This is a genomic window from Brucella pseudintermedia (assembly GCF_008932435.1).
Taxonomy (GTDB): domain Bacteria; phylum Pseudomonadota; class Alphaproteobacteria; order Rhizobiales; family Rhizobiaceae; genus Brucella; species Brucella pseudintermedia.
Genome location: NZ_WBWE01000011.1, coordinates 47,136 through 66,392, shown reverse-complemented (window position 1 = coordinate 66,392; position 19,257 = coordinate 47,136). Strand labels below are relative to the sequence as shown.

Sequence of the window (19,257 nt, the reverse complement as noted above, 5' to 3'; positions counted from 1 at the left end):
GGTTGTCTCGGTGCTAACATTGCGAAGCGAAACGCGCCCCCTACGAACACAGAGGGCGGTTCGGCCTTCAGTTGCTCAGGGACAGAGGAATCGTCGCCCGGATCAGCAAAGCGATCAGATCGGCTTGGCGATGCGTATGCGTCTTCTGGAAGAGGTTCTGTAGGTGAAAGGTGAGTGTTGTCTGCTTGACCCCGAACTCTTCCCCGATGTCTTCGAGCCGCTTTCCCGCGACCAGAGCCGCTGCCAGCCTTGCCTCCGCTGAGGTGCAACCGAACAAGGACACCAATACCTCGGCGGAAATGTCGGCCTGCTTGTCGGGGTCGACCACCAGCGCGATGGCATGGCGGGAATTGCTGCCCGGCAGGCTGACCGATGAAAGCTGTAAGACCAGCGGGTTGCCTTCCCCTCTCTCGACGGCGAGCGTCTGGCTCGCGCCGGTGTCCCGCAAGACCGTGGCAAGGGCCGCTTTCAAGGACTGCGCGGACTTTGCGAAGCGGGTAGTCAAGCCAGTGGATGCAAGGGAAAGGCCGTCTGCCTTCCCGATCAACTGTCGGCCTGCCTCATTGGTCATGCGGACTTCGCCGGTCTCCTCGAGCAGGAAGATGCCGATCGATAGCCGGTCAAGCGCGGCGGCCAAAGCCGCCAGCGTGACCTCGCCATCTAGCACCGCTTGCTCGATCATGCGTTGCTGCTGGGCCTGAAGGTCGGCAAGGAGCGATTGGCGAACCCGGTCAACAAGCCGAAGTCTCGATTTGATCGTCGCCAGGAGATCGTCGTAATCGACGGGCTTGACCAGATAGTCGTCGGCGCCGGCATTCTTGCCGTGCAGCACTTCTGCCCTGTCGGCCAGCGCAGTGAGAAAGATGAAGGGCACTTCGGCCAGATCGGGCCTGTCGGCCCTCAGTTGCGCCATGAGTTCATACCCGCCAAGCTCGGGCATGTTGATGTCGCACAAAATCGCGTCGGGGCGCAGGTCTTTGAGTTTCAGCAGGGCTTCCCGTCCATTGCCCGCTTCCACGACATTATAGCCGGCCGAAACCAGTTCTTCGACGATGTCAGAGCGGAGCGCAGCTTCATCCTCGACACAGAGAATGGTTCTCTGTCGATCGGAAGCCACAATCGCTTCAGTTGAATGATCCATAGTCATGCCGCCAACGCTTCCTCTTTTGGAATCTTGAGAACAAAGGTCGAGCCGCCTCCCTCGCGTGGAAGGGCGCTCACATCGCCGCCATGCATCTGGGCAATGGCGCGCACCATATGCAGCCCGATGCCGGTTCCCTCGATGCCGACAGCGTTTCTCGCACGAAAGAACCGCTCGAACAGCTTGTCGCTCTCATCGTGCGGAATGCCGATGCCGCGATCGCTGACCTTGATGTGAATCCAGTGCTCATCCAAGTCGGCCGTGATCTCGATCGGATTGGGCGGTGATGAATATTTGACGGCATTGGACAGGAGGTTGACGACCACCTGGTCCATCAGCAACGGATCGCACCATACCCAGCCGGGAAGCAGATCCAGCTCGATCCTGAAGTGGCGATCGGGGGTCGTTTCCCGCTGGCGCTCACACGCTTCGACAATCAGCTTGCCGAGATCGCAGCGGCGGGGAGCGAAATCGATTTCGCCCGCGTCCAGCTTGGTGGCGTTGAGGGTGCTGGAAACAAGTCGGGTCAGGCGCAGGATCGCCGTCCTGATCTTTCCCGCCCGCTCATGGATTTCCGCCTCGCTCATCTCACTTCCACGGCGGATCATGCGCTGGGCGCTAGAGTCGACGATGGAGAGCGGCGTCCTGAACTGGTGCGAAACCATCGAGACGAAACCCTTGTAGAGTTCACGCAGCTTCGTCTCTCGTTCCAGCGATTCCTCTAAGTCTTTCGTTCGCTCCTTGATGGTCGCCTCCAGTTGATCGCGATGCTCGACCAACTGCATCTGCGCAAGATGGGCGGCGGTCACGTCGCGGATGAAGAGAATGCCGCCGACGATAGCTTTTCCCGACCAGACCGGATGGGTGAACTTCTCCACATAACGGTCACCGCCGGGAATGGGATGCGCCGGCATGTGAAGGCTTTGCCCGTTCAGCGTGTCGCGCATCATGTTCAGGATGATATGGCCCTCGGGCAACCGGTAGGCGTCCTTGATCAACCGGCCGACGACATCGGAACCACAGGGAGCGGGAAACATGGCGCCCATCGCCGAGTTCCAATGCGTACACCGGCCCTCAAGGTCGAAGGCAATCACTCCGTCGCCACTCGATTCCAGAAGCAGGTTCGAGAAGTCCCTATCTCGCCGCAGGGCGTCTTCGGCGTGGGCAGCGCTTCGCAGACTGGCCAGCAGACGGGCGACGATAAAAACGCCGCAGCCGAGGATGAGAAGAACCGCGACTATAGCCTCCCACAGCACAGATGAGTAGCGGTCCCGCTGCTTGCCGATATTGTCTTGCTCCCCGAGAAATACGCGCGTCGCCGCAGCCTTGAGCCTACCTGCATCAGCCCGCAATTCTTCCAGCAGCGGCTGCGCAATCGGGCTCCGGTTCAGGATGGCGGCCTGCAAGGATTGATCGAATGCCAGCAAATTGGTGCGGGTGGACGCAATGACGCCATCCTCCCCAGCCTCCGACAAAGCCCGGCCAAGTGTCCCATGGGAGACAACATCCAGGCGGCTGATCGCAAGGTCCATCTGAAGCTGAAGCTTTTCTGCCTGCGCGGTCTGCCTTCCGCCGTTGTTCCAGTCATAGGAATCCAGTATCAGGCGCTGCTCCTCGTCGTGAGCCTGGAACAGTGCGTAAAGCAGACTCTCACCGGATCCGGTAGCCAGCTCGGCTTCGGTTTGAATCAGGCGGTGCAATGCGAAGACCAGCAGCAGGGCGCAGGCGGTCACGATCACACCCGTTATGCCCGACACCGTCCGCTTCTTTGCCGCGATGCTCATTGGACCTCAATTCTGGTGAGCTGCCAGACCCAGCGGGCATCGTGGCGTTCATCCTGGATCCGCGGGTTGCCGTCGCGCGGATAGACGATCCAGATTGGCCCCTTGTCGCGCCGCGTCAACGCCTTGCCGTCCATGCGCATGGCCAGCAACGCGCCATGTTCGATGGCTTCGGAGAACGGGGAGGTGATCGCGTACTCGTTCAGGGCTACGGTACGAAGCGTTTGCGCGTCCTTTACGCCGAGGAATTCGAACAGGTCTGACAACAGCACGCCTTCGAAGACGTTCTTGCCGTCCGTCCACGGGGTCGATGTTTCAATCCGGTGCTGCGGCAGGGCGGCGAGCATGGCCGCGTCGAAGCGCGCGCTGTTCTCGTGGTTGGTTCTTGCGAATTCGCCTGTGACGGTGAGGAGCACCGGCCCGGTCGGGGCGGCCAGGTTGCTCGCAAAAACCGCCGGAGCCATGATGAGAATGGCAAGCAAGATGCCCACGCCTCGGAGTATGATTCCAAGGCAGCGAAAGTGTCGGGATTGTTGCATCAGTAGTCTATTCCCCCCGAGTAGGTTGCAGCCCCGAGAAGTTACCATCGATGATGTTTTATCCTTAGAAAAAACTTCCGCCCCCTATGAACAGATGGGGCGGCTCCTGATTTTTCGTCCTAAGAGCAATCCGGAAACTCAACCGACGGCCAAAGTGACGCGCTCCGAAAGAGGGTGTTCAGCCAAGTGCCGTTCACGAAGTTATGGAAACCATGAGACAAATTGCGATAGTGAGCGCGGTGGCGCTTGTCCTGTCTGGTTGCAGCCAGACAACAGGTGGTGCAACGAGTGAAACAACCGCTGGTAGTAAAACGTCCGCGCGGGCGGTTGGACAGCAGAAAGTCGCGTCGCAGAAGCGCGATGCCTGCGAAGAAGCCGTGCGAGGGCAAACCAATGCGGCGATGCTGGGCAACGCGCTCGGAATGGTGGGCGGCCTCGGCGGCTTCGCCGGACGTGGCGGCGCGATCGCCGGCCAGGTAGCATCGACCGGCGGCAGCATGATCGCCCAGAGCCAGGCCAGCAACACCCGTGTCAGCATGCAGGATTGCTACTGATGACCGGCAACCTGTTTCATAAGTCGGCCGTTGCCGCCGCGATCGCCCTCGGCCTTTCCGCCACCAGCGCCGCCGCGCTCGAAAAGCGCGAGGCTGAGGCCGTCGTTGCCATTCTTGAGCGCCTTTCGTCCGAAACCGGAAAAACCGTGTTCTATGATGAGGACGCTGCGCAGGAATGGTTCGAGATCGATGACGAATCTTCCCAATTGATCCCGGCAGCCGGTTTCAGTGAGACAAGGTGGAAAGCGGCCTTTGATCAGACCATGACCGGCTTCATCGCTTCGATCCCGCAGGCCGAGCTTGAGCAGTTGATGGAGGAATTCGCGGACAAGCTCGGCGAACTCGGCAAGATGACGCCGGAGCAAAAGAAGGCGGCAACCGAAATGCTCCGCGCCCAGATGGGAAATTTCGACGTCATTCGCGAGAAAGGAGCGCCGTATCGCAATGTGGCCGCGCCATACGCCGACCGGTTGAAGCGGCTTTCAAAAACGCAATAGCAGCAAACGACAATCACGAGGAGAAATCTCCGTGGCTTTTGAAATTCCAATCTACCGCTTCAGGCCGGAAGCCCCGTTTGAAGAGGCGAAAATGGTGCTGCGGTTGAACGGGTTTCTGGCGGATGCGCCCGGCTTTCTGTCGCGCAAGACCTGTTGCGAGTTGAAGGCCAATACCTGGATCGGTCTCGTGGAACGGGAAACGAGGGAGCACGCTCTGGGCTGGTTTCAACGTTTTTTCGAGAACCGGTCTGCGCCATGGCAATCGCAGGTCCTGCGTTCAACCTGATGCATCATGCGGAAGTCGTTCAGGAGCTTCACGCGCCACGATAACCGGGTTCCCGAAGAAAATAAGCTCTCCAACAATAGTGTCCGGTTCAACGGGCCCACCTTGAAACACTCATAACGGCGGAAGCAAGTTCTTCCGCCGTCTTTGTTTCCGAAAATACCATTCCCCCTGCGAAACAATAATTTTTTCTGCCCCCTGCGAACATATGGGGCGGCCGGAAGATCGGCTTGCTAAGCCGTTCAACATTTGAACGGAGGTTTAGGGGCAATGTCGGTCACGAGAACGCGGTTGAGGGTGAAGTCGCCGTCCAAAAGGGCGGTCGAATCGATGGTCATTGCTGAATTCGGGCAAGTAATTCCCTGCATGCCGTGCCGCATCGCTCCTCAACCGATCCGAGCCGCATGAAATTTCCAAAAGCTTGAGAGTAGCACCATGGTAACCACCATCCGCGCAGCGCGTTCCGTTGCATTCACCCGTAAAAGCCGCCTTCTCTGCGCAACCGCGCTGATGAGTGTTCTGTTGCCGCTGACGGCTGCGCAGGCCCAGCAGGCGCTGCGCTATACGAGCACCGGCACCTATAATGACGACGTCACCATGCCGGATAGCTCTCACACAACAATCTCTACGGTGGAGGGGAGTGTTGCCACCTGGACCGGTAATCTCGGCTACGGACGCAATACGTTCCTCACGATTGGCGATTCCCAGGCCGACAACGGTACGGTGATATTCGCGCCCACCTCGATTTCCGGGCAACCGCCGGAGTCCGATATCCGCGGCTCTATCGAGGTGCGCGGCGGCACCCTTCAGTTCGGCAACGACGTTGGCAGAGACTTTTTCAGTCAGGAGGGAAGCTATGTTTCACTTCGGGGCGGATGGCTGGATATGGCTGGTCAGGATCAGCATATCTATTCTCTGGTCAGTGATGCCCATGTCGGCGTAGTGAACAGTGTCGCTAATACCACAGCGACCATTTCGGTCTCCGAAGGAACTGCTTACGGCACCTTCAGTGATAGCGGCGGTGGTGTGCTTGCGCTGCGCAAGACCGGCGACGGCCTTTTCAGGCTTTTCCACGAAAACGATTATTCCGGCGGCACCGAGATTGCCGGCGGGACAGTTGAAGTCGGAAACGCCAATGCTTTCGGCAGCGGCGCCATTGAATTCACGGCGAGCGGCGCGGCCAGGCCAATTGTGGATCTGGTCTTCATGAACCAGTTCACGCCGCTTCAGAACGACATCATCCTGTCCGGATCGGCGGGCGTAGGGCTCAACGTTTATGACGGTGATTTCGCCACGCTGTCCGGGTCGATCTCCGGTTCCGGCTCTCTCACGAAAGATGGTGAGGGGACGCTGATTCTGACCGGGCAGAATGACTATACCGGCGACACCATGGTCCAGGCGGGTACGCTGGTGGTCAATAGCGGCGATGCGATTGCCGATACCGGGAATGTCACAGTCAATCTCGGCGCCATGTTGCGGGTGGCCCAGAGCGAGACCTTCGACAGCCTGGTCATCAACGGCGGCGGAACTCTGTCCATCAATACAGGCTCGACGCTGACCGTTGGCGCCTTCAACGGTGACGTGTCCATCGCCGGAGAATCCAGCGGTGGCGGCGTGCTGCGCAAGGTGGGTTCGGGCTATCTAAGTTTGTCAGAGAACAGCACCCGTTCCGGCGATACCATCATCGAAGGTGGAACGGTAGCCGTAAGTAAAGACTGGGCTTTCGGTATCGGCTCGAACGTGATCTTCAAACGTCCTGCCGAGAGTCACAGCATTCTGGATCTTGGGAGCGCCCTGACGATCGCCCAGAATATGCGCTTGGAAGACCGCATCATTCTCGAGTACGACGGGTTCGGCACTTCCACAATGAGCACCCTGGCCGGTGTCATCAGCGGCCACAATCACACCATCACCAAGATGGGCCGTGGCACGGTCAGCCTGACTGGAGAAAGCCTCGACGCGCCCGGCGCCATCGTGAACGAAGGCGGTCTCTCCTTCGACGGCAACTATAGCGGCAATGTAGCGGTGGAATTTGGCGGCACCGTCACCGGTTCGGGCCGCATCGGCGGCGACGTCGAGATCGCCGATGGCGGGCGACTCTATGGCCAGCACGACCGCACGCTGACAATGGGTAGCCTGACGCTCAACGAAAATTCCGACGTCGAAATTCTGGTCGGTGCACCGAGCACGACGGCATTTTTCGAGGTGGAGGGCGATCTCACGCTCGACGGGCGGCTCACCATCGCAGATGGTACGGGAGATTTCGGTCAAGGCGTCTACCGTCTCTTCAACTATGGCGGCAATCTGACCGATAACGGGATGGAGGTCATCGGCGTGCCCGATGGCAGTCAGTATGGCATTGGCGATATCGAGATTCAGACCGCCATTGAAAAGCAGGTGAACGTCGTTGTCGGCGGCACTCCCGGCCCCGGTCCCGACCCGCGTCCCAGCACCCTGTTCTGGGATGGCCACAACACCACTGCGGATGGCGTGATTAACGGCGGATACGGGGAGTGGCGGAACGGCTCGACCAACTGGACGACAACGAACGGCGATGCCAATCACGACTGGGGCGGACGCTTCGCCGTCTTCCAGGGCGAGCCGGGAACCGTCACGGTGTACGGCTCCAGTGGCGATATTTCCGTCACCGGCATGCAGTTTGCCATCGACGGTTACCGTGTCGAGGGCGACGCCATTACGCTGACCGAAGCGCAGACCACGATCCGTGTCGGTGATGGCTCGCAGATGGGCGCTGACTATGTGGCAACGATCGCCTCCGAATTGCGTGGCGATGGCGCCCTCGTCAAGGACGATCTGGGCACCCTCGTTCTCACCGGCAACAACAGCTATCGCGGCGACACCATCGTGCGGAACGGCACGCTGGTCGGCAACACGCAGAGCATCAGGAATGACATCGCCAACAATGGCCATGTCGTGTTCGATCAAAACGACGACGGCCTGTTCGCGGGCGATATCTACGGCCGGGGCACCATGCAAAAGCTGGGCTCGGGTATGCTGACCCTGTCCGGACGCAGCGCTCTCGACTGGACGATTGATGATGGCAGGCTGGTTTCCCGAAGCGATCTTTTTGGTGGCAATGTCCACATCGAACATATTGCCTCCATGCGCTTCGAGCAAAACGGCAGCGGCACCTATAGGGGCGAGGTTTCCGGACGCGGTAAATTTGAGGTCGCAGTTGGCGATGGGAACTTCCTTCGCCTGACGGGAGACAGTTCCGACTTCACCGGCGGAACGTACGTCAGCAGCGGCGGGCTCATGGTCGATGGGAAGCTCGGCGGTGACGCCGCTATTCTCCAGATGGAGAGCGGAACCGTACTGGCCGGCAGCGGCACGATAGGGGGTTTTGTTTCTATCGAGTCTGGTGCGATCCTGGCACCTGGAAACGGTATCGGCACACTGACGATCAATGGTGACTTGGCTATGTGGGAGGGCTCGATCTACCAGGTCGAGGTCAATCGAGACGGTTTGGCGGATCTTGTCGATGTCTCCGGCGGAGTAAATCTTCGAGGTGGTTCCGTCAGCGTTATTGCCGGCACGGGAAACTATGCGGCCTCGACGCAATACACGATCCTGACGGCGGATGGCGGTGTCACCGGCACCTTCGATGAAGGCGTGACCTCCAATCTGGCTTTCCTCGATCCCTCGCTCAGCTATGACGACAACAACGTCTATCTGACGATGACGCGCAACGGCACCACGTTCGAGAATGTGGGCCAAACGCGCAACCAGATCGCAGCTGGCGGTGGCGTGGAGAGCCTTGAAGCCGGCAATGCCGTCTATGATGCCGTGCTCAATCTTTCGGCCGAACAGGCGCGCTATGCCTTCGACCAGCTTTCGGGCGAGATCCACGCTTCGGCTAAGACAGCATTGATCGAAGACAGCCGTTTCGTTCGTAACGCAGTCAATGATCGCCTTCGCGCGGCCTTTGATGGTGTTGGCGCATCGGGCGCCGCCGTCACCTACGAAAAGGGCGTACCACAGCCGGTTGCCGCCAACACCGATGGCTTCGCAGTCTGGGGACAGGGCTTCGGTTCGTGGGGGCACACATCAGGTGACGGCAACGCCGCGCGCCTCAACCGCTCGACCGGCGGTTTCTTCGTCGGTGCGGACGCCCCGGTGTTCGACACCTGGCGCTTCGGCGCGGTCGCCGGTTACAGCCATACGAGCTTCAACGCCAAGGATCGCCATTCTTCCGGATCGAGCGACAACTACCATGTCGGCCTTTATGGCGGCTCGGCCTGGGGCGATCTCGCCTTCCGGTCCGGTGCGGCCTACACCTGGCACGATATCTCGACCAGCCGCAGCGTTGCCTTCCCCGGCTTCAGCGAAAGCCTGAAGGGCGACTATAACGCCGGCACGGCGCAGGTCTTCGGTGAGCTTGCCTATGGCTTCTCGGTGGGTGCTGCCCGTTTCGAGCCCTTCGCGAACCTCGCCTATGTCAACCTGCATACGGACGGTTTCCGCGAGACAGGCGGTGCGGCGGCGCTTACCAGCGGCTCGTCCAGCACGGACACCACCTTCACGACGCTCGGCCTGCGCGGCTCGACCACTCTTGACCTCAACGGTGGCTCGGTCACGGCCAAGGGCATGCTCGGCTGGCGTCATGCCTTCGACGATGTAACGCCAAATTCCGTCCTGCGCTTCGCTGGCGGCGGCAATGCCTTCACCATCGCAGGGGTGCCAGTCGCGCGGAATGCTGCTGTCGTCGAAGCCGGTCTCGACTTCGCGCTGACGCCGAACACCGTGCTCGGCGTCGCTTATGGCGGCCAGTTCGGCTCCGGTATCGTCGATCAGTCCTTCAAGGCCAGCTTCAGCGCGAAGTTCTGAATTCCTAACCCTGTTGGTGACGCCTGAATCGGCGTCACCCAACTATTCGGATTGCCTGGAGGGGAGTGTGTTCCATGGCAAAATTATCTGATGCGCGACGCAACGATGATGAGCAAGACGATCTTGCTATGGTGTCCTTTTTCTTGGTCGTCGCTTTCGCTGCGGTGTGGTTCATCGCAGGCGTCTATATCGGTCGGCCAGTCCATATTCTCGTTCTCGACGCCCTCTGTGGCGTGGGGCTCCTTACTGTGCTGCTTGGAGCCTACGCCTCGCTCAGCACGCGATTGAACCGTCTCGAGCAGCAGATCTCGAATGGACGCGGTGTGCAGGAAGCCAATCGATGCCCACCTTTCGCGTTTGACGACGAGCTGTCCGACCCGAGCCTCGCCAGCTCTTCATCTTCCAAAGTCGGCCGGTTCTGAGGTGAGCTCATGGAGGAGCGCACCATTTCCCTCATCCAGTCGAGCCTTGATGGCCTCGGTCCGATCAGCCAGAAGGCTGAGGACTTGTTTCACAGGCGCCTGCTCGACTCCTATCCCGAGGTCTACCGTCTCTTCTTCATGGACACCGAGCCAGAGGACCGCCGCCTCGTGCATCTGCTTGGCTATGTCTCTGGCCATATACGGCATACCGGGGCGATTGCGGCAACGGTGAGAATTCTCGCGCAGTCCAACAAAGTATTCCGGTTGATCGAGGCGCATTACGAAGCGCTTGCAGAAACGTTGATCTGGACGTTGCGGCGCAGTCTCACCGACAGTTTCACGAACGAAGTGGAACGGGCCTGGATGCGCGCGCTCTGGGGAACTACCCGGTTAAGGCCAATGGTGGTGGCGTAATGCCGACAGCCGAGGCTCCGAGCGCGAGCTGCAGACGAAAGTTTAACATAAAAGGCGCGATGCGCCGGGTAGGCAATATTTTGACTGCAGACAAGAATGTGTCTTCCGGGAAGGGCCGCCTTCCGCTCTTCTACAAGGACCCCGTGGTTCTTCGCTTCGAGGAACATGGCGATGTTGGCATTACGGCCGCGGCGAATTTCGGCTTTACGCGCAATGCAGTCGCCATTCCACTCTGCGTAGGCGAGTTCGCCGTCGCCATGCGGCACTACCCGATCGTCTTCGCCATGGAAGAGAATGCTCCGCCAATTGCATTGGTCGGGGTTCGCCGTGACGACAATCTCTTCGTCGCGCATGATGGGAACTGGCATCCCGGCGCCTACGTCCCGGCCTATGTCCGTCGTTACCCCTTCATCGCTACCGAGTCCCAGGACGGGACCCGGCAATTTCTAGGCATCGATCGGAGTAGCGATCGCTTCGTCGCATGTGCTGCCGCGCACCACGATGCGGAGCGGCTGTTTCACGCCGATGGTGAGGCAAGCGCGACAGCCCGGTCGGCCATGGCCTTTTGCAATGCCTATCACGCCGATCACACCGCCACGGTCGCGTTCGGCCGCGCGCTGGTGGAAGCAAAGCTGCTCGCGCTCCATCACGCGCAATTCCAGCTTCCCGATGGCTCGCAGCATCAGATCAACGGCTTCCAGTCCGTCGATGAGCAGGCGTTTCGGGCGCTGCCCGCCAAAACCGTCGCCGACTGGCACGCAAAGGGCTGGCTCGATCTGGTGACGCTGCATCTGGCTTCGCAGCGAAGCTTCCAGAACCTCCTCGACCTCAATGCGCAGCGCGCGAACGAACGAAAGGCGCTCGTATGATGAGCAAGAAACGTGTTTTTGGTCTCTCCACGGTCGCAACCGTCCTGCTTGGTGCGGGTGCGGCGCTTTATGTCGCGCCGGGCATTGCGGTCTCGAATCCGACGCAGACCGTATCTGCAAAAAGTGGTTTCAACGATCCCGCGCCACAGCGTTTCGAGGTCGCACAGGCGCAGACCGGCGGCGCGGCGTCCAGCCTTCCCGGCGGAGCTTCCTCGCTAAACGAGACCTATAAGGACTGGCGTGTCACCTGCGTCGCGCAAGGCGCGGCGAAGCGTTGCGCGCTGTCACAGGTTCAGGCCCAGCAGAACGGCCAGCGTGTGCTGGCGATTGAATTGAACGCGCCCAGCGGCAACACCGTCTCCGGCACACTCATCCTGCCGTTCGGCCTGGCGCTCGATTCCGGCGTCACGTTCCAGATCGACGAGAAGCCGGCCATGCAGCCTGTGCGCTTCCGCACCTGTCTGCCCGCAGGCTGCGTCGTCAACGTCACATTTGATGCTCCAACACTGGTGGCGTTACGTGCTGGTGCAGCCCTCAAGGTCAAGGCGACTGCCGATGGCGGCGCGGCCGCACCATTCTCGATCTCGCTGCAAGGATTCGGGACTGCACTTGATCGTGTGGGAGCATTGTCGCGGTAACGATGGCTGAGGAAAGTACGCTGAGGGAGAATCTCAGGATAAAAGTTGTCGCTATTTGTGAAGAGAAGATCACGCAAATAAGCAAAGGTATTGGCCTATCGTTCTACGCCTTCTTTTTAACAAGAACGATGATCCCGCGGAAGTCGGTCGCGTCAGGATCGGCATTCTTTCAGCGACCATGTAAACAGCAGGATGCCGACGAACGACAGCAGAAGGCTCGGCAGGTCGATCCGGCCGTAGGTCGAGGAGCGGACCTCGCGCAACAGGATTGGCGCTGCGATCAGGAAGGCGAGTACCACGGGGACGTTGATGGGGAGGGCGATGCTCGGTGCGGCAGATGCCTTGTCCCATGCCGCCGCGACAGGCGAGATCACGTCCGAGCAGGCGCAAGCCGAACTCTACGAGATCATCGTTGCAATGGTCAGCCGGAGCCATGGATAGCCGCTAGCCCGCCATCGGCGGGTTGAGGCGAGCGAAACCCTCTTGCCGCCGATAAGGCGAGTGGGGATAGGGCGCGGTCACAGTGCTGGCCTCGTCCAGCTTTGCAACCTGTTCGGGCGTCAGATTCCAGCCAACCGCCCCAAGGTTTTGGCGAAGCTGGTCCTCGTTGCGCGCGCCGACGATGACCGTGGAGACGGTCGGGCGGTGCAGGAGCCAGTTCAATGCGACCTGCGGGACCGTCTTGGCGGTTTCCTCCGCCACGGCGTCGAGCGCATCGACCACGCGATATAGATATTCGTCGTCCACCGGCGGGCCGAAGCTGGCGGTCTCGTGCAGGCGGCTGCCTTCGGGGAGCGGTGCGCCGCGGCGGATTTTTCCGGTGAGACGGCCCCAGCCGAGTGGGCTCCAGACCATCGCGCCAAGACCCTGATCCTGCCCCAGCGGCATCAGGTCCCATTCGTAGTCGCGCCCGACGAGCGAGTAATAGACCTGATTGACGACGTAGCGCGGCCAGCCATAGCGGTCGGCGACGGCCAGCGATTTCATGATCTGCCAGCCGGAGAAATTGGAGACGCCGACATAGCGGACCTTGCCAGACCGCACGAGCGTATCGAGCGTCGAAAGCACTTCCTCGACTGGCGTGAACGCATCGAAGGCGTGAAGCTGGAAGATGTCGATATGATCCGTCTGGAGACGGCGTAGCGCATTGTCCACCGCACGGACCAACTGGAAGCGGGACGAACCGGCATCGTTCGGCCCGTCGCCCATCGGCAGGCTCGCCTTGGTGGAGATCAGAACGCTGTCACGACGGCCCTTAATGGCCTCGCCGAGCACTTCCTCCGACGCGCCGTCCGAGTAGACATCCGCGGTGTCGAACAGGTTGACGCCGGCTTCCAGGCAGACGTCGATTAGTCGGCGGGCTTCCGTGGCGTCCGAGTTGCCCCAGTTGCTGAAGAGCGGGCCGGAGCCGCCGAAGGTGCCGGCGCCGAAGCTCAGGACCGGCACCTTGAGACCGGATTTGCCGAGAGTGCGATATTCCATGGGATGTTCCTTTCGTTATGGGGAGGATGGGTCAGCGCCCGAGCAGCGCATCGAGATCGATGGCGTCGGCCATCGCCCGATTGCCCTCGTCACCGGGATGAAGGTGGTCGCCGGAGTCGAACGCTGGGTTGATCCGCGCCGGTTGGTCGGGATCGCGCAGCACCGCGTCGAAATCGACGATGGCGTCGAAGGCGCCGCTCTCTCGGATCCAGCGATTGATTCCCTGGCGCAGCGCGTCCTTCTCGGGGTTGTAGTAATTCCCGAGCGGCGTTCCGCTGAGCGCGCCTTCAAACGGCGGCAAGGTTGCCCCGATGAGCCGGACGTTGTTCGTCTCCGCCAGCGCGATGAGCTGCTGATAGCCAGCAATCATGTCTTCCGCGGTCGGGCGCTTCTGATCCGGCGCGAAATCGGTTCCCGGCCAGGAGATGTCGTTGATGCCGATGAGGACGATCGCCGCCTTCACATTCGGCTGCGAGAGCACGTCCCGTTCCAGACGTGCGGCGACGTTCACGCCCATCTTGTCCTGAAGCAGACGACCGCCTGAGATGCCGGCGTTCAGCACTGCGATCCGCTGTGGCGCGAGGCGCTTTGCGAGGAAATCCGGCCAGCGGGTATCGGCATCGACCGTCGCCCCGTTTCCGTCGGTGATCGAGTCGCCGATGACGACGACCGCACCCTCATTCGGGGTATCGACCAGAACGTCGCTGAGGATCACGCGGGCATCTGTTGCGGACGTGGCGGTGAAGTTTTTGGCCTGGGTCTGGTCTCCCTTGCCGAACCATGCCGTCTGGCGGCCATCCCAATGGAACGTGGTCAGCGGCGTTTCCTCGGGCAGGTAGAGGGAGACCACGAGTTTGCCATGCGGATCGACGGACATGTCCAGCGGATCGCTGACGGCCGGAGCGCCAGGCGGCACGACGATGGCATCCTTTCCGCCGAAAGTGATCTTGCGGAGCGTGCCGGGCTCAACGGCAATGTCATTCCCGGCAATCCCGACGCTGGCTCCCCCGATCTGCATCGGCTGGCTGCCATAGGCATTGGAGAACACCAGTCGCACACGCGAGCCGCCGAGGCTGACGCGGACGATCTGCCGGAAGGTCTGGTCCTTCACGGATGCGGGGATCTTGGTTGGAAATGGGAAATCCACCCCCCAGATTGGCTGTGGGCTCGCCATCCAGGTGCCGACCCAGTTCTGGTCCTCGGCAAGTGCCATGGAAGGAGCGGAGAGGGTCGCGGCGAGCGCAAAGGCGGCGGCGAGGAAGGCTGACCGGATCGGCCTTTTGCGGTCAGCTCCTGTTGGTAAACTCATGGGCATTGTCATTCGGTCCTGATGTTCGGGCTGCGTGAGATCGCGGCATTGCCGCGGTGAGAGGGTTACGGGGCGGTCGACAGGGGAGGTTGCCGCGCGCCACCGGCAGAGCCGGTTGGGACGGGTTCGGCAAAGACGGCTTCGATCAGCGGGCCGCCGGGCGCGCGGAAAAACAGACGGCGCTCCTGAATGTCGTCGAGGTCCATCGTGCTGTAGGGAATGCCGAGACGCTCGAGCTTCGCCCGGAACGCGGCATATCCGGTGAGCCGAAAGCCGATGTGGTCTATGGCCTCGGCGGCATGGTCGGCGCCGTTCCCCAAAGAGCCGATGATGTGAACGAGCGGCTGTCCGTCGCTGTATAGCCAGCAGCCGGGAATTCGGCGGATCAGCTCAGGGCGCTCGCCCGGCGACATGCCAAAGACATTCACGAAGAAGTCGCGTGTGGCTTCGATGTTGCGAGTGCGAATCGTGACGTGATCGAGATTCATGATCGCCTCCCTCATGAGACAGAACCATGCGCCGCCGCCGATGCCATGTGCCGGCTTGACCGGACGGCGACAAGCGCAGTGGCGATGGCGAGAAGCGGAAACAGCGCAGCCGTCATTGGGACGAGGGCGAGACCGGGCCCATGGTCGATGACCATACCGCCCGCCCATGCGCCGATGGCGTTGCCGAGATTGAAGGCGCCGATGTTGAAGCTGGAGGCAAGGCTCTGGCCCGCGCCCTCGGCCTTGGACAGCACCCACATCTGCAAGGGCGCGACGGTGGCGAAGCCGGTGGCGCCGAGCAGGCCGGTGAAGACGATGGCCGCAATCTGGTTGTCGAACGCGAAGGTCATCAGAGCGAGCGCGACGGTAAGCGCGGCCAGCGTGCCGAGAATGGCGCGAGTCAAGTTGCGATCGGCCAGCCTTCCACCCAGCAGATTGCCCGCGACGAGGCCGCCCCCGAAAACCAGCAGGATCGGTGAAACCGCGCCGTCTTCGAACCCACTGATCTGTGTCAGGAGCGGCGCAATATAGGTAAAGACGGCGAAGACGCCGGCATAGCCGAGCACCGTGGTCACCAGGCCGAGCAGGACGGGACGGCGCGCGATGGCGCGCAGGTCGGCCCGCCAGTCAGAGGCTTCAGGCTTGCTCCAGTCCTGCGGCACCAGCAAGGCCAGAACGAACAAGGCGACCAGTCCGACCAGCGTCACCGCCCAGAAGGTCGCGCGCCAGCCGTAGTGTTGGCCGAGCCATGTGCCGAAAGGCACACCGAGCACGGTTGCGACCGTCAGGCCGGTAAACATGATGGAAATGGCCGATGCGCGCTTGTCGTCAGCGACGAGCCCCGTCGCCACGACGGCCCCGACGCCGAAGAAGGTGCCGTGGGTCAGCGCGGTCAGCACGCGCGCCGCCATCAGCCAGCCATAGGTCGGCGCAAGCGCGCAGGCAGCGTTGCCGATCACGAAGATCACCATCAGTCCGACCAGCACATGCTTGCGCGGCCAGCGGGCGGTGAGCGCAGTCAGAACCGGCGCGCCGATGGTGACGCCGAGCGCATAGCCGGAGATCAGCAGTCCTGCGGCAGCGATGGTGACGTTCAATTCACGGCTTACCTCCAAGAGAAGGCCCATAATGACGAATTCGGTGACGCCGATGCCGAAGGCTCCGGCCGTCAGGGCGTAGAGCGCGACGGGCATAAATCGATCCGGTGATGTTTCCTTGCCCGAGAGATAGACGTTCTGCCGTGGATGAAGTAGGATGCCGTCAGGAACATCACTTGTGAATTCGGTTCAACGGATGCTTGATGGACATCACGCTAGAGAAATTCGGCAGCCACGACTTCGCTGACTATTTCCGTCTGGTCAGCAACCCCGAGGTCATGGCGATGATTACGGAGCGGGCCATCCCGGCCGACGAGGCGCGCCGCGACTACGACAAGATGCTGGCCGAGAACGCCCTTCACCCGGACTTGGGCCACTTCCGCGTCCTCGATGCGCAAGACGGGCGCTTCATCGGCCTGGGCAAGCTGGCGGTGGAGACCGCGGAGGCGAACCAGGCTGAACTCGGCTACATCCTCGCGCCGGAATACTGGGGCAAGGGAATCGCCAGCCGGATCGCCACCCTTCTGGTGGCGCGGGCGGAACGGCAACCCGCGCTGCGCAGCCTGTTCGCGATCATCGACCCGGCCAACATCCCGTCGAGGAAAATCCTGACCAACAACGGCTTTGTGTCGAAGGAATTCAAGGATTTCGATGGCCTGCCGGGCGAAGTGCTCGAAAGGCACTGGTAGGGCATGGGCAGCCCGCACCAGAACCGCTCCGGCGAGATGGAAGTCTTCGTGCGTGTCGTGGAACTCGGCGGCTTCTCGCCCGCCGCGCGGGCCGCGAACATGACGCCCTCGGCTGTCAGCAAGCTGATTGCGCGGCTCGAAGCGCGGCTGGGCGCGCGGCTTGTCAATCGCTCCACCCGCCAGCTCCAGCTCACGCCGGAGGGCTGCGCTTTCTACGAGCGGGCAACGCGCATCCTGGCCGATATCGAGGATGCGGAGCGCGCAGCGGGAAGCGGTGAACAGGCGGTGGGCCGTGTTCGCCTCAACACCAGCGCCTCCTACTTCAATCACATCCTGGCACCCATATTGCCGGACTTCCTGATGCTGCACCCGGGCGTGTCGCTGGATATCGTCGAGACCGATGTGGTGGTCGATCTGCTGGCCGAGCGCACCGATGTTGCGGTTCGGGCCGGGCCGCTGAAAAGCTCCAGCCTCGTCGCCCGCAAGCTGGGCGAGACGGCGCTGACCATCGTTGCCGCGCCGTCCTATCTGGAACGCTGCGGCGAGCCACGCACCATCGCCGATCTTGAACAGCACAATCGTCTGGGTTTCGGCTATGCGCGGGAGGTGAACGGTTGGCCGCTTCGCGACCACGGCGAAACCATCGTCGTCCCCGTCACGAGCCGCGTGCAGATCAGCGATGGTGAAGGCTTGCGGCACCTCGCACTCGCCGGCGTGGGCCTCGCCCGCATTGCGGCGTTCACAGTGCGCGCGGACATTGCCGCCGGCCGGCTTGTCCCGGTCCTCGGCGATCTCGATACGGGGGAGAAGGAAGCCTTTCACGCCGTCTATGTCGGCCAGGGCGGCCCGTTGCCTTCCCGTGTCCGCGCGCTGCTCGATTTCCTCGCAGCGCGCGGAAGGGTGTCGTGAGCCGGTGTGCGGCCTCTACTGCACGGAAACGCCGCTCAAGTGCCGGAGCTTGTCCGGGTTTCTGGTGACGTAAATGGCGACGATTTTTCCCTGTTCGATCTGCAAGGCCGTTGTCTGAACAATCCCGCGGCCCTCGATGCTGATGAAGCCGGGAAGCCCATCGACAACCGCATAGCGGATAAGAAGCGACGGCGATTGACTGAACTCCTGCGCAAGCTGGACGTGCCGCGCCATGACCTCGGCGATGCCGATCAGCGGACGGGGCGAGGCCGGAACCTTGCCTCCGCCATCCGTGGAGGCCGTAACGTCTTCGGCCAAAAGCGACCGCAGCGCGCCCATGTCGCCATTGCGCGAAGCGGCGAAGAACGCAGCGGCGATTTCCAGACCATGTTCCTTCGTCACCGTGAAACGCGGGCGGGCAGCCCGAATATGCTCTCGCGCCCGGCTGGCGAGCTTGCGGCACGCCGCCGGTTCGCGGCCGATCGCACCGGCTACGTCATCGAAGCCCATGCCGAAAATGTCGTGGAGCAGAAATGCCGCGCGTTCCAGCGGGGACAGCCGTTCCAGCGCGATCATTAGCGGAAGGGTAATGTCGTCGCCGGTGTCCGGCTCCCCGTCGTCGAATATGGGTTCGGGGAGCCATGGTCCGATATAGGTCTCGCGCCTGCGCCGGGCGGATTTCAACGCATTGAGACAAAGGCGCGTGACGATGGTGCGCAGCAGGGCAGCCGGTTCGCGCACCGCATCGCGGTCGGTCGCCAGCCACCGCGCCCAGGCATCCTGAACGACATCCTCGGCATCCGCCACCGATCCCAGCATCCGATAGGCCAGCCGGACGAGGCGTGGACGTAAATCGGCGAAAGAGGGTTCCGGTCGCATGTCGTTCATTTCCCCACCGTCCTGATGTTACTCCGTGATAACCGCGTTGACCCTGTAGAGGCTGGGCGCGACGGACTTCGCAAGTCCGGCGAACCGCTTGAGCTGATCCTGCGTCTCGGGTCTCCTCATGAAACCCTCGAAGTGCTCCTTCGACGCCCATTGTGCATAGTTGACGACTTTCTGGCCGTCGAAGCTGCTGTGAATGCTGACCGAGATGAAGCCGGGCTGATGTCGGATGGTGCTTTCCGTCACTTCCGTAAGCGCCTTCGTCAACTCGGCCTGTTTTTCAGGATCAACCTCATAGACATTGATAAGCGTCAGGCGCTCGGCTTGCGGGTCAATCATCGCTGTCGTCTTCTCGGCCATCGTCATCTCCTTCGCGAACTGCGGTTACGAAAGACGTGACAACGATGGTCCC

The 19,257-nt window shown here is 61.5% G+C and carries 19 protein-coding genes and 2 pseudogenes; 11 read left to right on the top strand and 10 right to left on the bottom strand.

What is annotated here, in order from left to right:
• Positions 1-67: 67 nt before the first annotated feature.
• The 3 genes from F9K78_RS14930 to F9K78_RS14920 are packed head-to-tail and all read right to left on the bottom strand — an operon-like array spanning position 68 to position 3,404.
• Complete coding sequence (locus tag F9K78_RS14930; RefSeq protein WP_151682289.1) at positions 68-1,147, bottom strand: response regulator; 1,080 nt, start codon at positions 1,145-1,147, stop codon at positions 68-70.
• Entirely contained in the window at positions 1,144-2,925 is a 1,782-nt protein-coding gene (locus F9K78_RS14925) for a sensor histidine kinase (protein WP_151682288.1), read from the bottom strand. The genes F9K78_RS14930 and F9K78_RS14925 overlap by 4 nt, the downstream gene beginning before the upstream one ends.
• The gene (locus F9K78_RS14920) at positions 2,922-3,404 is read right to left on the bottom strand and encodes a putative pterin-binding protein (RefSeq protein ID WP_167518118.1); all 483 of its coding nucleotides are present in this window, start codon (positions 3,402-3,404) and stop codon (positions 2,922-2,924) included. The genes F9K78_RS14925 and F9K78_RS14920 overlap by 4 nt, the downstream gene beginning before the upstream one ends.
• Positions 3,405-3,673: 269 nt before the next feature.
• On the opposite strand from F9K78_RS14920, the gene F9K78_RS14915 reads away from it, so the two are divergent.
• From F9K78_RS14915 to F9K78_RS14880, 8 genes are all read left to right on the top strand, one after another.
• Positions 3,674-4,015, top strand: a complete 342-nt coding sequence (locus F9K78_RS14915) for a hypothetical protein (protein ID WP_151682286.1) — start codon at positions 3,674-3,676, stop codon at positions 4,013-4,015.
• A complete protein-coding gene (locus F9K78_RS14910; RefSeq protein ID WP_151682285.1) occupies positions 4,015-4,512 on the top strand; it encodes a hypothetical protein in 498 nt (165 codons plus the stop codon). The genes F9K78_RS14915 and F9K78_RS14910 overlap by 1 nt, the downstream gene beginning before the upstream one ends.
• A 31-nt stretch (positions 4,513-4,543) precedes the next feature.
• Positions 4,544-4,798 (top strand): hypothetical protein, encoded by a 255-nt coding sequence (locus F9K78_RS14905; RefSeq protein ID WP_151682284.1) that lies wholly within the window; start codon positions 4,544-4,546, stop codon positions 4,796-4,798.
• Positions 4,799-5,230: 432 nt separating this feature from the next.
• The gene (locus tag F9K78_RS14900) at positions 5,231-9,643 is read left to right on the top strand and encodes an autotransporter outer membrane beta-barrel domain-containing protein (RefSeq protein ID WP_151682283.1); all 4,413 of its coding nucleotides are present in this window, start codon (positions 5,231-5,233) and stop codon (positions 9,641-9,643) included.
• Positions 9,644-9,717: 74 nt separating this feature from the next.
• Positions 9,718-10,065, top strand: a complete 348-nt coding sequence (locus F9K78_RS14895) for a hypothetical protein (protein ID WP_151682282.1) — start codon at positions 9,718-9,720, stop codon at positions 10,063-10,065.
• Positions 10,066-10,074: 9 nt separating this feature from the next.
• Positions 10,075-10,479, top strand: a complete 405-nt coding sequence (locus F9K78_RS14890) for a globin family protein (protein ID WP_151682281.1) — start codon at positions 10,075-10,077, stop codon at positions 10,477-10,479.
• 80 nt (positions 10,480-10,559) lie between these two features.
• A complete protein-coding gene (locus tag F9K78_RS14885) occupies positions 10,560-11,348 on the top strand; it encodes a SapC family protein (protein ID WP_167518117.1) in 789 nt (262 codons plus the stop codon).
• Complete coding sequence (locus tag F9K78_RS14880; RefSeq protein WP_151682279.1) at positions 11,348-11,986, top strand: invasion associated locus B family protein; 639 nt, start codon at positions 11,348-11,350, stop codon at positions 11,984-11,986. Before F9K78_RS14885 ends, F9K78_RS14880 begins: the two co-directional genes overlap by 1 nt.
• Positions 11,987-12,153: 167 nt before the next feature.
• Here the strand turns inward: F9K78_RS14880 and F9K78_RS14875 are convergent.
• Positions 12,154-12,297 (bottom strand): annotated as a pseudogene (locus F9K78_RS14875) (MFS transporter); the annotation flags it as partial.
• Positions 12,298-12,304: 7 nt separating this feature from the next.
• Here F9K78_RS14875 and F9K78_RS22090 point away from each other — a divergent pair.
• Positions 12,305-12,427 (top strand): annotated as a pseudogene (locus F9K78_RS22090) (TetR/AcrR family transcriptional regulator); the annotation flags it as partial.
• A 3-nt stretch (positions 12,428-12,430) separates the two neighbouring features.
• On the opposite strand, the gene F9K78_RS14865 reads toward F9K78_RS22090, so the two are convergent.
• From F9K78_RS14865 to F9K78_RS14850, 4 genes are all read right to left on the bottom strand, one after another.
• The gene (locus tag F9K78_RS14865; protein ID WP_151682278.1) at positions 12,431-13,468 is read right to left on the bottom strand and encodes an aldo/keto reductase; all 1,038 of its coding nucleotides are present in this window, start codon (positions 13,466-13,468) and stop codon (positions 12,431-12,433) included.
• A gap of 31 nt (positions 13,469-13,499) precedes the next feature.
• On the bottom strand, positions 13,500-14,777 hold the full coding sequence (locus F9K78_RS14860) for an SGNH/GDSL hydrolase family protein (RefSeq protein ID WP_151682277.1): 1,278 nt from the start codon (positions 14,775-14,777) through the stop codon (positions 13,500-13,502).
• A gap of 65 nt (positions 14,778-14,842) precedes the next feature.
• Entirely contained in the window at positions 14,843-15,265 is a 423-nt protein-coding gene (locus tag F9K78_RS14855; protein ID WP_151682276.1) for a VOC family protein, read from the bottom strand.
• 11 nt (positions 15,266-15,276) lie between these two features.
• Complete coding sequence (locus F9K78_RS14850) at positions 15,277-16,458, bottom strand: MFS transporter (protein ID WP_151682275.1); 1,182 nt, start codon at positions 16,456-16,458, stop codon at positions 15,277-15,279.
• A 107-nt stretch (positions 16,459-16,565) separates the two neighbouring features.
• On the opposite strand from F9K78_RS14850, the gene F9K78_RS14845 reads away from it, so the two are divergent.
• The gene (locus tag F9K78_RS14845; protein WP_151682274.1) at positions 16,566-17,051 is read left to right on the top strand and encodes a GNAT family N-acetyltransferase; all 486 of its coding nucleotides are present in this window, start codon (positions 16,566-16,568) and stop codon (positions 17,049-17,051) included.
• 3 nt (positions 17,052-17,054) lie between these two features.
• Positions 17,055-17,960, top strand: coding sequence for a LysR family transcriptional regulator (locus F9K78_RS14840; protein ID WP_208851923.1), 906 nt, complete (start codon positions 17,055-17,057; stop codon positions 17,958-17,960).
• 15 nt (positions 17,961-17,975) lie between these two features.
• On the opposite strand, the gene F9K78_RS14835 is transcribed toward F9K78_RS14840, so the two are convergent.
• Positions 17,976-18,848: a sigma-70 family RNA polymerase sigma factor gene (locus F9K78_RS14835; RefSeq protein ID WP_151682273.1), complete on the bottom strand. Its 873-nt coding sequence runs from the start codon at positions 18,846-18,848 to the stop codon at positions 17,976-17,978.
• Between the two features lie 18 nt (positions 18,849-18,866).
• Positions 18,867-19,205, bottom strand: a complete 339-nt coding sequence (locus tag F9K78_RS14830) for an antibiotic biosynthesis monooxygenase family protein (RefSeq protein ID WP_151682272.1) — start codon at positions 19,203-19,205, stop codon at positions 18,867-18,869.
• Between the last annotated feature and the right edge of the window lie 52 nt (positions 19,206-19,257).

Bases quoted from the DNA above. Each gene is read 5' to 3' on its own strand.
- F9K78_RS14860 (WP_151682277.1), bottom strand. From the start codon at position 14,777: ATGAGTTTACCAACAGGAGCTGACCGCAAAAGGCCGATCCGGTCAGCC.
- F9K78_RS14830 (WP_151682272.1), bottom strand. From the start codon at position 19,205: ATGGCCGAGAAGACGACAGCGATGATTGACCCGCAAGCCGAGCGCCTG.
- F9K78_RS14865 (WP_151682278.1), bottom strand. From the start codon at position 13,468: ATGGAATATCGCACTCTCGGCAAATCCGGTCTCAAGGTGCCGGTCCTG.
- F9K78_RS14895 (WP_151682282.1), top strand. From the start codon at position 9,718: ATGGCAAAATTATCTGATGCGCGACGCAACGATGATGAGCAAGACGAT.
- F9K78_RS14890 (WP_151682281.1), top strand. From the start codon at position 10,075: ATGGAGGAGCGCACCATTTCCCTCATCCAGTCGAGCCTTGATGGCCTC.
- F9K78_RS14835 (WP_151682273.1), bottom strand. From the start codon at position 18,848: ATGAACGACATGCGACCGGAACCCTCTTTCGCCGATTTACGTCCACGC.
- F9K78_RS14900 (WP_151682283.1), top strand. From the start codon at position 5,231: ATGGTAACCACCATCCGCGCAGCGCGTTCCGTTGCATTCACCCGTAAA.
- F9K78_RS14845 (WP_151682274.1), top strand. From the start codon at position 16,566: ATGGACATCACGCTAGAGAAATTCGGCAGCCACGACTTCGCTGACTAT.
- F9K78_RS14850 (WP_151682275.1), bottom strand. From the start codon at position 16,458: ATGCCCGTCGCGCTCTACGCCCTGACGGCCGGAGCCTTCGGCATCGGC.
- F9K78_RS14855 (WP_151682276.1), bottom strand. From the start codon at position 15,265: ATGAATCTCGATCACGTCACGATTCGCACTCGCAACATCGAAGCCACA.
- F9K78_RS14910 (WP_151682285.1), top strand. From the start codon at position 4,015: ATGACCGGCAACCTGTTTCATAAGTCGGCCGTTGCCGCCGCGATCGCC.
- F9K78_RS14925 (WP_151682288.1), bottom strand. From the start codon at position 2,925: ATGAGCATCGCGGCAAAGAAGCGGACGGTGTCGGGCATAACGGGTGTG.
- F9K78_RS14930 (WP_151682289.1), bottom strand. From the start codon at position 1,147: ATGACTATGGATCATTCAACTGAAGCGATTGTGGCTTCCGATCGACAG.
- F9K78_RS14915 (WP_151682286.1), top strand. From the start codon at position 3,674: ATGAGACAAATTGCGATAGTGAGCGCGGTGGCGCTTGTCCTGTCTGGT.
- F9K78_RS14840 (WP_208851923.1), top strand. From the start codon at position 17,055: ATGGGCAGCCCGCACCAGAACCGCTCCGGCGAGATGGAAGTCTTCGTG.
- F9K78_RS14880 (WP_151682279.1), top strand. From the start codon at position 11,348: ATGAGCAAGAAACGTGTTTTTGGTCTCTCCACGGTCGCAACCGTCCTG.